Origin of the sequence: Janthinobacterium sp. NKUCC08_JDC, assembly GCF_019345575.1 — a bacterium.
In the GTDB taxonomy this organism is placed as follows: Bacteria; Pseudomonadota; Gammaproteobacteria; order Burkholderiales; family Burkholderiaceae_D; genus Janthinobacterium; species Janthinobacterium aestuarii.
The window spans coordinates 215,919-231,028 of the sequence record NZ_JAHKQW010000004.1 but is presented as its reverse complement, the minus strand read 5'-3'; the positions used below and the strand labels follow the sequence as shown (position 1 = coordinate 231,028).

Below are 15,110 nucleotides of genomic sequence, written 5' to 3'. Positions count from 1 at the left end.
GACGGGCATGAGAGCGCCGGCAAGCAAGCCAACCATCCTGGTGGTCGACGACACGCCAGACAATATCGACCTGTTGCGCGCGGTGCTGGAAGACGACTACCGCACCAAGATCGCCGTCAATGGCGAGCGCGCCCTGAAGATCGCCGCCGGCAGCGACCAGCCCGACCTGATCCTGCTCGACATCATGATGCCGGGCATGAGCGGCTACGATGTGTGCCGCGCGCTGAAGGCCGATCCCGCCACGGCCGGCATCCCCGTGATTTTCGTCACGGCCATGAGCGAAGTGGCGGACGAGCAGCTGGGCCTGGCCCTGGGCGCCGTCGACTACATCACCAAGCCGATCTCGGCGCCCATCGTGCTGGCGCGCATCAGGACGCAACTGGCGATGAAGCAGATGCAGGATTTCTTGCGCGACCAGAACCAGTACCTGGAAACGGAAGTGGAGCGCCGCGTGCAGGAAGTGGCGGCGCTGCAGGATGTCACCATCCACGCCATGGCCTCGCTGGCCGAGACGCGCGACAGCGAGACGGGCAACCATATCCGCCGCACCTCGCACTACCTGAAAGCGCTGGCCGAAAAAGTGCGCGGCTTGCCGCGTTTCCGCGATTTTTTGACGGACAAGAATATTGAACTGCTGTTCAAGACGGCGCCGCTGCACGACATCGGCAAGGTGGGCATCCCCGACCATATCCTGCTCAAGCCGGGACGTTTCGAGCCGCACGAAATGGCCATCATGAAGACGCACACCACCCTGGGGCGCGACGCCATCCTGGCGGCCGAGCACGAGCTGGGCATCGAAGTCGATTTTCTCAAGTACGCGAAAGAGATCGCCTACAGCCACCATGAAAAATGGGATGGCAGCGGCTACCCGCAAGGGCTGGCTGGCGAAGACATCCCGATTTCAGCGCGCCTGATGGCGCTGGCCGATGTGTACGATGCCCTGATCAGCCGGCGCATCTACAAGCAGGGCATGGACCATGCGCAGGCCGTGCGTATCATCGTCGAGGGACGCGGTTCGCATTTCGACGCCGAGATCGTCGATGCCTTTTTGCAGATCCAGGACCAGTTCATCGCCATCTCCCACCGCTATGCCGACGGTGTATGCGAGATCGCCGACAAGCAGCGGCAGATCGCGCCCTACACCGGCAACATCAGCTGACGGTCTTGAAGAAGCGCAGCATCTCGCGGCTGGCGTCCGGTCCTTTTCCATCCGTATAGCTGCCGTTATCGCTGCCGCCGGACCAGGCATGGCCGGCGCCGTGGATGACCCAGTGCTCGCCCAGCGGCGAACCGTCGGCCTGGCTGTGCGTGGTGCGCGTGTAGCGGTGGCCATTGGGCACGCTGCCGTCGATGGAAGCGGCTTTGGCCGCCTTGCCGCCCGCCTGGCTGCGCACGCCCTGGGCGATCAGTTCATCGCCATTGCGCGGGTTGACGGTGGTGTCGCGGTCGCCGTGAAAAACGATGATGGGCACGCCGCCGGCCGGCGCCTTGCGCTGGGCATTGGGCATGGCGCCGCCCTTCATGGCTGCCAGCGCCGACGGCAAGTCCTGCGCCGAGGCAAACGGCAAGCCCGAATGCACGCCGACGGCGGCAAACAAATCCGGGTACAAGGTGCCGACGATGACGGCCATGGCGCCGCCCGCCGACAGGCCGGCGACGAACACTTCGCGTTCATTGACCGGGTATTCGTCGATCACTTGCTGCGCGATGCCGGCGATCAGCGACGGTTCGCCCTGGTCGCGCTGCTGGTCGATGGCGTTGAACCAGTTCCAGCAGCGCGAACTGTTGGCGCCCTGCGTCTGCGCCGGGTAGACGACAAAACATTCCTTTTCTTCTGCCAGCGCATTCATCTGCGTGCCGGCCGCGAAGTCGTCGGGATTTTGCGTACAGCCGTGGAGCATCACGATCAGCGGCATGGCCTGGCCGTGATAGCTGCTGGGGATATACAGTTTGTACGAGCGCGTGCCCGCATGGTTGCGGTACACGCCGTCGATGAACTGCGCACCTGCGGGGATATCCACCGGCGTGGCGGCCGGCGCGTTGAAACCGGGCGGGTGGAAATTCGGCAGTTCGAAGCTGGGCATGTCGAAGCTGTGCTGGCCCAGGCCGGCCGGCACGCCCAGGCGCGACATGAAATCCTGCGCGAAGTCCTGCGCCGCCTGTGCGGGCGTGGGAGGGGCGGCAGGCGTTTCTGGTGCGGCGGCGGCTTGCGGCTGCTCGGCCCGGGCCTGCGCTGGAGAGGGTGCAGGTGGCGGCGCAGGTGGTGGATTAATGTCGCGCATCGGCTGCGGTGGCGGCGTTTGCGTGGTGGCAGCCTGCGGCGCCAGGCCGGCGGCGGACAGCGCTTGCTGGATCGCTTCGGTGGCGGCGGCGGGACCGCTGCCCATCAGGTTGCGGGTTGCGGCGCGCATCTGCGCCAGCATGTTGAGAGGTAGTTTCATGACCATCCTTAACGGTGCAGCGCATCGGCCGGGTCATCGCCGCGAACCAATACGCTAGTGAATTCGCCCTGCGAGCGCCGTCTTGACGACGGTGCTGGCGTGCAGGGCACCTAATACGAAAATCGACTCGATGGTGGCCAGTGCCAGTTCCACGGAGACGTCGCTGGCGATGCTGGCCAGTCCCAGCACCTGTATCTGCAGGCGCTGGCCGGCTGCCTGGATCGCCTCCAGGTCGGCGCGCGAGTAATGCTGCATGCCCAATACCAGGCTTTTACGGGCGACGGTTTGTTTCACCACGTCGGCGTGCGTACCCAGTTGGTTGCGTATGGCCGTACGGATCAGATCCGTGCGGTTGGAATAAAATCCCTCCTGGACCAGCAGATCGATCTGCCCCAGGTCGATCAAGCCGAGGTTGATCGTGATTTTTTCGGATTCCCCAATTTTGGGCTTGCTGTCTTGCTTGGCCATATCTCTCCATAAACTCCACGTGGCATCCATTTGCCATCTGTATGGATGGTAGTATAGTTGTGTAATATCTCAAGTCAAGCAGGATCTGGCCTGATCGTGTTGTAGGACGGGCACCCGCAGAGTGAGAATGCAGCGCAAAATAAATTTCCCGAAGATGCGTTTTTGATCATTTTTACTCTGGAAAATATATCCACAGAAATATTGCATGCCGACGCCGCCGACTCGTCGGCGCCGTTTCGCGGCATAATGAAAGCCTTCACGTTTACCGATGCCGCTCCATGATGGTCGCCAACCCACCTCCGCCAGCCGTTCCGCTTCCCTTGCCGTCGCCGGTACCGTCGCCCTGCGTCAGCCTGTGCAAGATGAACCGCAACAGCGGCTTGTGCGAAGGCTGTTTGCGCACGCTCGACGAGATCATCGCCTGGAGCAAGGCCGACGACGACTTCAAGCGCGCCGTGTGGGCCGAATTGCCAGGACGCGAATCCTTGCTCGATTTCGAGCCCGACTACTGAGGAAGCCATGCCGCGATCGCCAGCGCTGTTCCCCGATGCCATGCAGGTGTTCGAGCGCGGCTGGCTGTCGTCGAACAACATCCTGTTCCTGGGCCGGGACGACACGGCCCTGATCGACAGCGGCTATGTCACGCATGCGCCGCAAACCCTGGCCCTGCTGCGCCATAGCCTTGCCGGCCGTCCGCTGGACCGCCTGTTCAACACCCACCTGCACTCCGACCATTGCGGCGGCAACGCGCTGCTGCAAGAGGAATACGGCTGCCATACGGCCATTCCCGTGTCGGAAGCGGACAAGGTGCGCGCCTGGGATGTCGATGCCCTGAGTTTCCAGGCAACGGGCCAGCAATGTCCGCGCTTCGGCTTTGACGCCACCGTCTCGCCCGGCGACACGTTGACCTTGGCCGGCATGCGCTGGCAAGCGCTGGGTGCGCCGGGCCATGATCCGCACTCGCTGATTTTTTACTGCGCCGACGAGGGCATCCTGATCTCCGCCGACGCGCTGTGGGAAAACGGCTTTGGCGTGATCTTCCCCGAACTCGATGGCGGCTCCGGCTTTCTGGAAGCGCGCGCCACCCTGGACCTGATCGCCGGCCTGGACGTGCGCGTGGTGATCCCCGGCCACGGGCGGCCGTTCCAGGATACGGACGGCGCCTTGCAGCGCGCGTATTCGCGCCTCGATTACCTGTCGTCCGATCCCGTGCGCAATGCGCAGAACGCCGTGAAAGTGCTGCTCAAATTCCTGCTGCTGGAACGCCAGCGCATCGCCCTCGCCGAGATACCGGCCCTGCTGCGCGGCATGCCCGTCTTCGAAGAGGCGAACCGGCGCTTCCTGCGCCAGGAGGCGGCCGCGCTGGCCGAGTGGGCTGTTTCCCAGTTGATGCGGGCCACGGCGGCGCGCGTCGAGGGTGAGTACTTGCTTAACGAGGGTTGAGAAGTAGGCGTGATAAATTCAGCACGATCGTACTTTTTCTGAACTATAATCAAGCTCAGTGTGTTTCTCATCCCGATCAACTTTCCAGCGAGTCCGCCATGGCATTGCCTGTTGCGTTGCAAAACCTCTCCTTACCCGTTATCGCGTCGCCGATGTTCATCGCCAGCGGCCCGGCCCTCGTCGCGGCGCAGTGCAAGGCCGGCATCGTCGGTTCCTTCCCGGCCCTGAACGCGCGTCCCGCCGAATTGCTCGACACGTGGCTCACGGAGCTGCAGGCCGAACTGGCCGCCTTCCAGGCCGCCAATCCCGATAAAAAAGTCGGGCCGATCGCCGTCAACCAGATCGTGCACCAGTCGAACGACCGCCTCGCGCATGACGTGGAAGTGTGCGTCAAACACCAGATCCCCATCATCATTTCCTCGCTGCGCGCTCCGCCCAAGGAAATGCTCGACGCCATCCACAGCTATGGCGGCATCGTGCTGCATGACGTGATCTCGATCCGCCACGCGAAAAAGGCGCTGGAAGCCGGTGTCGATGGCTTGATCCTGGTGGCCAGCGGCGCCGGCGGCCACGCGGGCACCCTGTCGCCGTTCGCGCTGGTGGGCGAAGTGCGCAAATTCTTCGACGGTCCGCTGGCCCTGTCCGGCTCCATCGCCACGGGTGACGCCGTACTGGCCGCGCAAGCGATGGGCGCCGACTTTGCCTACATCGGCTCGCGCTGGCTGGCGACCAAGGAATCGAACGTCAGCGACGGCTACCGCGACGCCATCGTCGATTCCAGCGCGGCGGACATCGTCTACACGAACCTGTTTACTGGCGTGCACGGCAATTACCTGAAAAAATCGATCGAAGCGGCCGGACTCGATCCGGAAGCCCTGCCTGAAGCGGACAAGAGCGCGATGAATTTCGGCTCGGGCAGCGCCAAGGCCTGGCGCGACATCTGGGGCGCGGGCCAGGGCGTGGGCTTGATGGATGACGTGCCGAGCGTGGAAGAGATGGTGGCGCGCCTGAAAGCCGAATACGATGCGGCGCGCGCGCGGTTGAAGCTGTAATCGTTGTTGCGATGGTGATGGTGTCGGATTACGCGGCGTGCCGCCGCTAATCCGACCTACGACCTATGATGGCGGTGTCGGATTACGTCACCGGGCACTGGTAGGTCGGATTAGCGCGCAGTGCGTAATCCGACAACACCTCCATCACTCCTGCTTCAAATCCTCAGGCTTGATGGCCCACAGCCCCGGCAGGTTGCGCCAGTAGCCATACGCATCCATGCCGAAGCCGACGACGAAACGGTTCGGGATGACCAGGCCGACGATGTCGGCTTGTACGGGCTTCTTCTTGCCGATGGCCTTGTCCGCGAACACGGCCAGGATGACTTCCGAAGCACCCATGTCCAGCAAGCGCTGCTTGACGTGCGCCAGGGTTTCGCCTTCGTCGAGAATATCGTCGAGCACGATGACGGTGCGGCCCGCCACGTTCGAGCGGGGGATGACTTTCCATACCACTTCGCCACCCTTGTCGTCGTCGCCGTAGCGGCTCACGTGGATGTAGTCGAATTCGAGCGGAAAGCTCAGTTGCGGCAGCAGGCTGCCCGTAAACACGACGGCGCCGCCCATCACGCCCAGCACCAGCGGGAACTCTTTTGAGTCCTCGGCGTTGAAGCGCGTGTTGAGCACATCGGCCATGCGTGTGATCGACGCCTGCACGGCGTCTTGGTCGAACAGCAGTTCCGCGTTCTTGATCAGGTCACGGGCACGATTGTGATGAAATTCTTGCATGGACTCTTGCATGGCGATGAATGGGGCTGATGATGAATGCGGGTATTATCCCGCAAACGCCATCCGTGCGCTACGCCTAGCTGTAATCGCGCACGTCGTCGATTATTTTCCCATCCTGCGCCAGGCTGCCCACGGCCACCAGCACCACGTCGCCGCGCAGCTTGGTCAGTTCGCGGATCGAGCCGATGATGGCCTCGGTGCCGCTGGCGTCATGGGGATTGTCGACTTCGCAATGCAACGCCATCTCGTCGTTGGCCATGCGGCCAGACACCACCAGCCGCGCCTTCTTGATTTGCGGGTGGCGGCGCGCGATTTCATGCACTTGCGACGGATGCACGAACATGGCGCGCACCTTGGTGGTTTGATCGGCGCGTCCCATCCAGCCTTTGATGCGCGTATTCGTGCGCCCGCACGGCGACTCCGGCGTATTGACCAGCACGGCCGACAGATCGCCCGTGGCAAAGCGGATCAGCGGATAGTCGGCATTGAAGACGGTGACGACGACTTCGCCCACTTCACCCGGCGCGACGGGAATGCCGCTGCCCGGATGGACGATTTCCAGCAGTATGTTTTCGTCAACGACCATGCCCGGATTGAGCTTGCCATTGCTGGCCGTCTCATAGGCGATGCTGCCGATATCGGCCGAAGCATAGGTCTGGAACACGTGCGGCACGCCGTTCGCGGCAAACCAGCTGCGCAGGGATTCGGGCAAGGCTTCGGCGCCCATCACGGCCTTGGTGACGCTGCTGATGTCGGCGCCCATTTCGCGCGCTTTTTCGATGATCAGTTTCAGGAACGACGGCGTGCCGATATACGTATCCGGCTTCAGGTCGACCATCGCCTGCACCTGCATTTCCGTCTGGCCGATGCCGGCCGGGATGACGGTGCAGCCGATGCGCGCGGCGCCCCCTTCGACCATGAAGGCGGCCGGCGTGAAGTGATACGAAAAGCAGTTCTGCAGCAAGCCGCCGGCGCGCACGCCGGCCGCATACATGGGCCGCGCGAAGCGCCACCAGTCGGGGCCGCGGCCTTCCGGATCGAAGATGGGACCGGGCGAAACGAAGACGCGCGACAGGGCGTTCTTCGGCGTCGTGTTCAAGCCGCCGAACGGCAGCGCGCCGTGCTGCAATTGCTTGAGGTCGGACTTGCGCGTGACGGGCAGCTGCGCCAGCGCGGCGCGGCTGGTGATGTCGGCCGCGTTGACGCCATCGAGGATGCGGGCCCAGCCCGGCGCCTGTTGCGCGCGCGCGATCAGCTGCGGCAGGCCGGCCATCAATTCGCGTTCGCGCGCTTCGGGGGCGCGTGCTTCCAGACTGTCGAGCGTATCGGTCATGTTGCGGATTCTCCAATGTCACGTTGCATTTTTTTCGTCAGCCCCGCAAAAATCAGGCTGTATGAGCGGTGCAGCAGGGCGGCCATTTCGTCGTCGTCGAGGGCGTCGGGACTGGCGACGAGTATCCATTTGGCCCGCGCCAGGTAGGGCGCCGGGCGAAAACCGGGACGGTCCGTCAGTTCCAGGAAGCGCTCCGCATCGACCTTGAAGCTCATGCCGCGCGTGCTGTGCGCTTCCGCGCCGCATAGCGCGAACAGGCGGCCACCGACAGAAAACGCCAGCACGTTGCTCCATTTGATGTCTTCTGTTGCGCCGGGAAAGCCGCGGCACACTTGCTTCGCCCGTTCCAGGTCCATGACGGCAGCTCCGATATCAGGCCAGCCAGCGCTTGCGGCGGCGGTAGAACTTCATGTCGCGGAAGCTCTTGCGCCCGGCGCTGGACACGCCCAGGTAAAACTCTTTGACGTCTTCGTTGCTGGCCAGTTCCTGCGCTTGCCCTTCCATCACGACTCTGCCGTTTTCCAGGATGTAGCCGAAGTCGGCGTAGCGCAGCGCCACGTTGGTGTTCTGTTCGGCCAGCAGGAAAGAGACGTTTTCCTTGTGGTTCAAATCCTTGACGATGCCGAAGATCTCTTCGACGATCTGCGGTGCGATGCCCATCGAGGGCTCGTCCAATAAAATCATCGACGGCTTGGCCATCAGCGCGCGGCCGATGGCGCACATCTGCTGCTCGCCACCCGAGGTGTAGCCGGCCTGGCTGCTGCGCCGCGTTTTCAGGCGCGGGAAGTAGTGGTAGACCTTGTCCAGCGCGTCTTTCAGTTCGCCGCGCGACAGGCTGCGCGTGTAGGCGCCGGTCAAGAGGTTTTCCTCGATAGTCAGGTGGCCGAAACAGTGGCGCCCTTCCATCACTTGCGACAGGCCCCGCTTGACCAGTTCATTCGGCGTCAATTGGTCCACACGCTCGCCCTTGAACTGGACTTCGCCCTTGGTGACGTCGCCCCGTTCGCCGCGCAGCAGGGTCGAGATGGTTTTCAGGGTGGTCGACTTGCCGGCGCCGTTGGCGCCCAGCAGCGCCACGATCTTGCCCTGCGGGACTTGCAGCGACACGCCCTTCAGGACCAGGATCACGTGGTCATAGATGACTTCGATGTTGTTGACCGACAGGTAGGGCGGCGCGGTGTCTGGTGTTTGCGTGGCAGTGGGTGTCATGGCTGCTTCGTTTTCATGTGATGTTGGTGCTTGTCGGATTACGCTACGCTAATCCGACCTACGTGGATGCGGCGTAGGTCGGATTAGGCCGCAGGCCGTAATCCGACACCACCCCGAAAGCCGCTTACTTCATGCACGCCGGCGTGATCTTTTTCTCTTCGGCGTACTTGCCCGACGATTCCTCGACCAGCTTGCGCACCAGGGCCTTGTCGCCGACGATCCATTTCGGCGTGATGGCGGTCCACTTCTTGCCATCCCACTGCTGCACTTTGACGGCGCCCGAACCCTCATGGTCGTCGCAGCTGGTTTTCACGGTGGGGAACATGCCCAGCGCACCGACGGCCTTCTGGCGCGCATCGTCGACGTTCAGGTTTTCCAGGCCCCAGCGCATCTGCTCGCCCGTGATCGGTTTGCCCTTGCCGAATTTTTCCTGCGCCACGCGGATCGCTTCCACCCACAGGATGCCGGCCGTCACGCCGCGCATGTGGTAGACGGAGCCGATGCGCGACTGGTCGGACAGGTTGCCCTTGCCGGACGCGTAGAGTTTCTTGCGGATGTCGTCGAGCACGGGGTAGTTGCCCGGGGTATTGAACGTCATCGCCGTGTAGCCCTTGGCCGCGTCGCCCGATGGAATCGTGTCTTCCTCGGAGCCGGCCCACCAGACGCCCAGCATTTTGTCGCGCGGGAAGCCGTTGCGCTGCGCCGTCTTGATGGCAACGGAATTCATCACGCCCCAGCCCCACAGGATCACGTGGTCCGGCTTGGCCTGGCGGATTTGCAGCCATTGCGATTGCTGTTCGCTGCCTGGCGGCGCGACGGGAATTTTCACCAGCTCGAAGCCGTACTGTTTCGACAGCGCTTCGAGCACGGGCAGCGGCTCCTTGCCGAAGGCAGAATCGTGGTACAGGTGGACGATCTTCTTGCCTTTCAGCTTGTCCATGCCGCCATCCTTGTCGCCCAGGTACTTGATCATGGCGGCGGCCTGGCTCCAGTAGCTGGAGATCAGCGGATACACATACGGGAAGACCTTGCCGTTGGCGGCGTCCGAGCGGCCGTAGCCGATCATCGTCATGGGAATCTTGTCCTGTGCCACGCGGTCGAGGATGCCGTAGGCGACGCCCGTGGACAGGGTTTCGACCAGGGTGGCGCCGCCCTGCTTGGTTTTCAGGCGTTCATAGCATTCGACGCCGCGCGACGGGTTGTATTCGGTTTCGCATTCTTCCCAGCTGATTTTCACGCCATTGACGCCGCCGGCCTGGTTGACCAGGTTGAAGTAATCGATGATGCCGCCGTAGAAACCGGAGCCGCCGGCCGCGTAAGGACCCACGCGATAGGACGGCAGGGCGATGTACTGTTCCTTGTCCTGCGCTTGCGCGCTGCCGGCCATGGTGAGTGCGGCACTGGCGATGGCGGCGGCCAGCATGAGCGATTTGATGTGTTTCATTGTGTGTCTCCTCTTGTTTTATTTGGTATTCAAGTGAACCGACATCGACTGCAAAAACTTAATGGGGGAAGGGCCAGAGTCGCAGCTTTTCCTTTGCGATCTGCCACAGCCTGGCCAGGCCGTGCGGCTCGACGATCAGGAAGAAAATGATCAGCGCGCCGAACACCATCAGTTCCAGGTTCGAAGCCACGCTGGTCGGCAATGCCAGGCCGTGCGCGATGGTGTTCAGGAAGACGGGCAGCAGCACGATGAAGGCCGCGCCGAGGAAGGAACCGAGAATCGAACCGACGCCGCCGATGATGATCATGAACAGGATGCGGAAGGACAGGTCCAGGTTGTATGCTTCCGGTTCGACCGTGCCCAGGTAGGCATACGCATACAGGGCGCCGGCCACGCCGCAGTAGAAGGAGCTGACGGCAAACGCCAGCAGTTTCGTACGCATCAGTCTGAAACCGATCACTTCGGCCGCCATGTCCATGTCCCGCACGGCCATCCACGAGCGGCCCACGTTCGAGCGGATCATGTTCTTGGCCAGCAGCGCCATGCCGGCGACAATCGCCAGTACCAGCAGGTATTTGCTTTGCGGCGTGTCGAACTGGTAGCCGAGGATGGTCATCTTCTGCACCGTGATCACGCCAGAGGAGCTGTAGTTGGTCAGATACGGGATCTTGGTCAGGCACCAGACGACAAAGAACTGCGTCGCCAGGGTGGAGGCGGCCAAATAAAAGCCGCGGATGCGCAAGGACGGCAGGCCGAAGGCGATGCCCACCATGGCCGCGCACAGACCGCCAAGGATGAAGGACACGAGCAGCGGCAAGCCAGGCAGGCGGGCCATGAAGTTATACGAGGCAAAGGCGCCCACGGCCATGAAGGCGGCCGTGCCCAGCGACAGCTGGCCCGCGTAACCGGTCAGGATGTTCAGGCCCAGCGCTGCCAGGGCAAAGATCAGGAAGGGGATCAGGATCGCCGACAGCATGTAGGGCGAGGCGAAATACGGCAGGAGGAAGACGGCGACGAGCAGCGTGGCCGTCAGCGCAAGGCGGTCTTGCCGGATCGGGAAAATCTGGTTGTCAGCCTGGTAGCTGGTCTTGAATTGTCCTGCTTCACGGTAAATCATGGCGTGTCCTTTACTGGCTGTTGGGGTGTTTGTCGGATTACGCCTTCGGCTAATCCGACCTACGTTGCTCTTGGGGCCTTATATTCGTCGGATGATCTTCTCGCCGAACAGGCCTTCCGGACGCACCAGCAGGAACAGCAGGGCCAGCACATACGGGAACCAGCCTTCGATGCCGCCGCCCACCATGGGGCCGAGGTAGACTTCGGCCAGCTTTTCCGACGCGCCAATGATCAGGCCACCGACGATGGCGCCCGGCACCGATGTAAAGCCGCCGAGGATCAGCACCGGCAGCGCTTTCAAGGCGATGAAGGTGAGGGCGAACTGCACCCCGTTGCGCGCACCCCACAGCAAGCCGGCTACCATGGCCACCAGGCCCGCCACGCCCCACACGACGGCCCAGATGCGCTGCAGCGGAATACCGACCGCCAGCGCCGCCTGATGGTCGTCGGCGACGGCGCGCAGGGCGCGGCCCACCTTGGTTTTCGAGAACAGCAAGGCCAGGCAGATCACCAGCAGCGCGCAGATGCCGGCCGCCACCACGTCGAACTGCGAGATGATGATGTTGAAATGGTCCATCAGGAAGGGCATCGGCACGTCTTCGATGGGCAGGTCCAGCTTGTGCACCTGCGAGCCCCACATCAGCTGCGCCAGGCCTTCGATGAAGAAGGTCAGGCCGATGGTGGCCATGAACAGTGTGATTTCGGGCTGGTTGACGAGGGGGCGCAATACGACTTTTTCAATCGCCATGCCCAGCACGATCATGGTCACCATCGTCAGCGGGATGGCCAGCCACAGCGACAGGCCGAACTTGTCCATGATGCCGACGCAGGTGAGGGCGGCGAAAAACACCATCGCTCCCTGCGCGAAGTTGAACACGCCCGACGCCTTGTAGATCAGGACGAAGCCGATCGCCACCAGCGCGTACATGACGCCCGACAACAGGCCGCCGATCAGCACTTCAAAGAAAAAATTGATATTCATTGCTATTCCTTGTCTGGAGCTAGTGCGCGACACCCAAATACGCGTTGATGACATCCTGGTTGCTGCGCACCTCGTCGGGCGTGCCGTCGCCGATCTTCTTGCCGTAGTCGAGCACCACCACCCGGTCGGAGATATCCATCACCACGCCCATGTCGTGCTCGATCAGCACGATGGTCGTGCCCAGCTGGTCGTTGACGTCGAGGATGAAGCGGCACATGTCCTGCTTTTCTTCCACGTTCATGCCGGCCATCGGTTCATCGAGCAGCAAAATTTCCGGTTCGGCCACCAGCGCGCGGCCCAGTTCCACCCGCTTTTGCAGGCCGTAGGGCAGGCGCCCCACGGGCGTCTTGCGGATGGCCTGGATTTCCAGGAAGTCGATGATCTCTTCTGCCTTCTTGCGATGCTCGATTTCCTCGCGCCGCGCCGGGCCCCAGTACAGGGCTTGCAGCAGGAAATTCGACTTCATCTTGAGGTTACGCCCCGTCATGATGTTGTCGAGCACCGTCATGCCCTTGAACAGGGCGATGTTCTGGAAGGTGCGCGCGATGCCGGATTTGGCGGCCGCATAGCAGTCCATGCCGCGCCGGTGCTCGCCGCGGTAGATGATTTCCCCCTGCTGCGGGCGGTACACGCCGTTGATCACGTTCAGCATCGAGCTTTTGCCGGCGCCGTTCGGGCCGATGATGGCGCGGATTTCATGTTGTTTCACGTCGAACGAGATGTCGGTCAGCGCTTTCACGCCGCCGAACGACAGCGAGATGTTCTTCAGGTCGAGGATCACGGGGCCCGCCTTGCGGGCCGTGCCGAAATGGGCGTCGGGTTCGTTCATTTGCATCGTGCTGTGCTCCATCATGCGGCCAGGCCTTGGGGCCGGTACGTTTTGCTGTCCCAGATCTGCAGGTCGGCGCTGGTCGAACCGGTGCGGCCGTCCTCGAATTTCACCTGGGTCTCGATGTATTGCGTTGTCTTGCCTTCATACAGGGCAGAAATGAGCACCGCGTACTTTTCGGCGATGAATTTGCGGCGCACCTTGCGCGTGCGCGTCAGCTCGTCGTCGTCCGGGTCGAGTTCCTTGTGCAGCACGAGGAAGCGGTGCACCTGCGTGCGGTCCATCAGCGGATCGGCCGCCAGTTCCGCGTTCACCTGCTCGATGCAGTCGCGGATCAAGCCATAGGTTTCGGCGCGCGCCGCCAGGTCCGTGTAGCCGGAGTAGGCGATGCCGCGCCGCTCGGACCAGTTGCCCACCGCTTCGATGTCGATGTTGATGAAGGCGCACACCTGGTCGCGCGCATGGCCGAAGGCCACCACTTCCTTGATGAAGGGGAAGAACTTGAGCTTGTTTTCGATGTAGTTGGGCGCGAACATGGCGCCGCAATTCATCTTGCCCACGTCGGCCGCGCGGTCGATGATCTTCAGATGGCCTTCGCTGTCGAACACGCCCGCGTCGCCCGTATGGAAGTAGCCGTGATCGTCGATCACTTCGGCCGTGGCGTCGGGACGCTTGAAGTAGCCGCTCATGGTGGCGGGCGACTTGACCAGCACTTCGCCATTCGCCGCCAGCTTGACTTCCACGCCCGGCGCGGGCAAGCCGACGCTGTCGAACTTGATATTGCCGTCCGGTTGCAGACACACATAGGCGCAGGTTTCGGTCGAGCCGTACAGCTGCTTGAGGTTGACGCCGATGGAGCGGTAGAAGCGGAACAGGTCGGGGCCGATGGCGGCGCCGGCCGTGTAGGCGACGCGCACGCGCGAAAGTCCCAGCACGTTTTTCAGGGGGCCGTAGACGAGCAGGTCGCCCAGCTTGTAGCTGAGACGGTCCGCCAGCGGCACGGGCTTGCCGTCCAAAATCTGCGCGCCGCAGCGCTTGGCCACGTCCATGAAATGGCTGAACATGTGGCGCTTGATGCTGCTCGCGTCTTCCATGCGTATCATCACGCTGGTGAGCATGTTCTCGAACACGCGCGGCGGTGCAAAGTAGCAGGTGGGGCCGATTTCGCGCATGTCGATCATCACCGTGTCGCCCGATTCGGGGCAGTTGACGGTGAAGCCGGCCACCATGGCTTGCGCCAGCGAGAACAGGCAGTCGCCGACCCACGCCATGGGCAGGTAGGACAGGATGTCTTCATTGTCGGTCAGCTTGTCGAAGGCGACGCCGCCTTCGCCGGCTGCCAGCAGAGCCGTATGGCTCTGGCACACGCCCTTCGGTTTGCCCGTGGTGCCCGAGGTGTACAGGATCACGGCCGAGTCGCTGCCTTGGCCCGCTGCCACGGCGGCGTCGAAAAAGCCCGGATGTTCGCGGTCATAGGCCCGGCCCAGCGTCTGCAGGGCGGCAAAGGACGTCAGCTCCGGCTGGCGGTAATGGCGCATGCCCCGTTCATCGTCATAGGCGATGTGGGCGACGTGCGGATACAGGGCCTTGAGTTCGAGCAGCTTGTCGACCTGTTCCTGGTCTTCGACGATGGCGTAGCGGATTTCCGCATCCTGCAGCACATAGGCCATGTCGGCGGCCGGCGCGTCCTGGTACAGTGGCACGGGCACGCCGCCCAGGCTTTGCGCGGCCAGCATGGCCCAGTACAGGCGGGGACGGTTGTCGCCGATGATGGCCAAGTTCATGCCGCGCTGGAAGCCGATGGCGGCCAGGCCGCAGGCCAGCGCGCGCACTTCCTCGTTCACCTCGGACCAGGTCCAGGTTTGCCAGATGCCCAGGTATTTTTCGCGAAAGGCGGGCTTGTCGGATCGTACTGTCCCGTGTTGCAATAAGCGCCGCGGAAAAGTCGGCATTGCTGCTGTGGTATTCGTTTGCACCAGTGTCTCCCTGTTGCTTGTCTCAGGCCCCACCTCGTTGGATGGCGCTCTGTGTTTTTTATGTGTAAGGCGTTTGTGCAATGATAGTAGC

General features: G+C 62.6%; 15 protein-coding genes. 4 read left to right on the top strand and 11 right to left on the bottom strand.

Going from position 1 to position 15,110, the window contains the following annotated elements:
• Positions 1–7: 7 nt before the first annotated feature.
• Positions 8–1,159 (top strand): two-component system response regulator, encoded by a 1,152-nt coding sequence (locus KO538_RS13375; protein WP_219328567.1) that lies wholly within the window; start codon positions 8–10, stop codon positions 1,157–1,159.
• Here KO538_RS13375 and KO538_RS13370 read toward each other — a convergent pair.
• Together KO538_RS13370 and KO538_RS13365 are read right to left on the bottom strand one after the other, a co-directional pair.
• Positions 1,152–2,441, bottom strand: coding sequence for a PHB depolymerase family esterase (locus KO538_RS13370; RefSeq protein ID WP_257620338.1), 1,290 nt, complete (start codon positions 2,439–2,441; stop codon positions 1,152–1,154). The genes KO538_RS13375 and KO538_RS13370 overlap by 8 nt on opposite strands.
• A 54-nt stretch (positions 2,442–2,495) precedes the next feature.
• Positions 2,496–2,909: a CopG family transcriptional regulator gene (locus tag KO538_RS13365; protein WP_034752801.1), complete on the bottom strand. Its 414-nt coding sequence runs from the start codon at positions 2,907–2,909 to the stop codon at positions 2,496–2,498.
• 278 nt (positions 2,910–3,187) lie between these two features.
• Between KO538_RS13365 and KO538_RS13360 the strand changes: the two genes are divergently transcribed.
• The 3 genes from KO538_RS13360 (at position 3,188) to KO538_RS13350 (ending at position 5,404) form a co-directional block, all read left to right on the top strand.
• On the top strand, positions 3,188–3,421 hold the full coding sequence (locus tag KO538_RS13360; RefSeq protein ID WP_223278955.1) for a DUF1289 domain-containing protein: 234 nt from the start codon (positions 3,188–3,190) through the stop codon (positions 3,419–3,421).
• A gap of 7 nt (positions 3,422–3,428) precedes the next feature.
• Positions 3,429–4,352, top strand: coding sequence for an MBL fold metallo-hydrolase (locus KO538_RS13355; protein ID WP_219328566.1), 924 nt, complete (start codon positions 3,429–3,431; stop codon positions 4,350–4,352).
• 98 nt (positions 4,353–4,450) lie between these two features.
• The gene (locus KO538_RS13350) at positions 4,451–5,404 is read left to right on the top strand and encodes a nitronate monooxygenase family protein (RefSeq protein WP_034752807.1); all 954 of its coding nucleotides are present in this window, start codon (positions 4,451–4,453) and stop codon (positions 5,402–5,404) included.
• A 144-nt stretch (positions 5,405–5,548) separates the two neighbouring features.
• Here KO538_RS13350 and KO538_RS13345 read toward each other — a convergent pair whose 3' ends face one another.
• The 9 genes from KO538_RS13345 to KO538_RS13305 form a co-directional block, all read right to left on the bottom strand.
• Positions 5,549–6,130 carry a hypoxanthine-guanine phosphoribosyltransferase gene (locus tag KO538_RS13345; RefSeq protein ID WP_058049341.1) on the bottom strand — a complete coding sequence of 194 codons (582 nt, stop codon included), beginning with the start codon at positions 6,128–6,130 and terminating at the stop codon, positions 5,549–5,551.
• 76 nt (positions 6,131–6,206) lie between these two features.
• Positions 6,207–7,463 (bottom strand): phenylacetate--CoA ligase family protein, encoded by a 1,257-nt coding sequence (locus KO538_RS13340; RefSeq protein WP_139091324.1) that lies wholly within the window; start codon positions 7,461–7,463, stop codon positions 6,207–6,209.
• Positions 7,460–7,819, bottom strand: a complete 360-nt coding sequence (locus tag KO538_RS13335; RefSeq protein ID WP_139091325.1) for an MmcQ/YjbR family DNA-binding protein — start codon at positions 7,817–7,819, stop codon at positions 7,460–7,462. The genes KO538_RS13340 and KO538_RS13335 overlap by 4 nt, the downstream gene beginning before the upstream one ends.
• Before the next feature lie 16 nt (positions 7,820–7,835).
• Complete coding sequence (locus KO538_RS13330; RefSeq protein ID WP_058049338.1) at positions 7,836–8,672, bottom strand: ABC transporter ATP-binding protein; 837 nt, start codon at positions 8,670–8,672, stop codon at positions 7,836–7,838.
• A 124-nt stretch (positions 8,673–8,796) separates the two neighbouring features.
• Positions 8,797–10,116: an ABC transporter substrate-binding protein gene (locus KO538_RS13325; RefSeq protein ID WP_034752814.1), complete on the bottom strand. Its 1,320-nt coding sequence runs from the start codon at positions 10,114–10,116 to the stop codon at positions 8,797–8,799.
• Positions 10,117–10,174: 58 nt separating this feature from the next.
• Positions 10,175–11,233, bottom strand: a complete 1,059-nt coding sequence (locus tag KO538_RS13320; RefSeq protein WP_034752817.1) for a branched-chain amino acid ABC transporter permease — start codon at positions 11,231–11,233, stop codon at positions 10,175–10,177.
• Between the two features lie 78 nt (positions 11,234–11,311).
• Entirely contained in the window at positions 11,312–12,208 is an 897-nt protein-coding gene (locus KO538_RS13315; protein WP_175444594.1) for a branched-chain amino acid ABC transporter permease, read from the bottom strand.
• 25 nt (positions 12,209–12,233) lie between these two features.
• Positions 12,234–13,049, bottom strand: a complete 816-nt coding sequence (locus KO538_RS13310; RefSeq protein WP_034753577.1) for an ABC transporter ATP-binding protein — start codon at positions 13,047–13,049, stop codon at positions 12,234–12,236.
• A gap of 14 nt (positions 13,050–13,063) precedes the next feature.
• Complete coding sequence (locus KO538_RS13305; protein WP_219328565.1) at positions 13,064–14,995, bottom strand: AMP-binding protein; 1,932 nt, start codon at positions 14,993–14,995, stop codon at positions 13,064–13,066.
• Between the last annotated feature and the right edge of the window lie 115 nt (positions 14,996–15,110).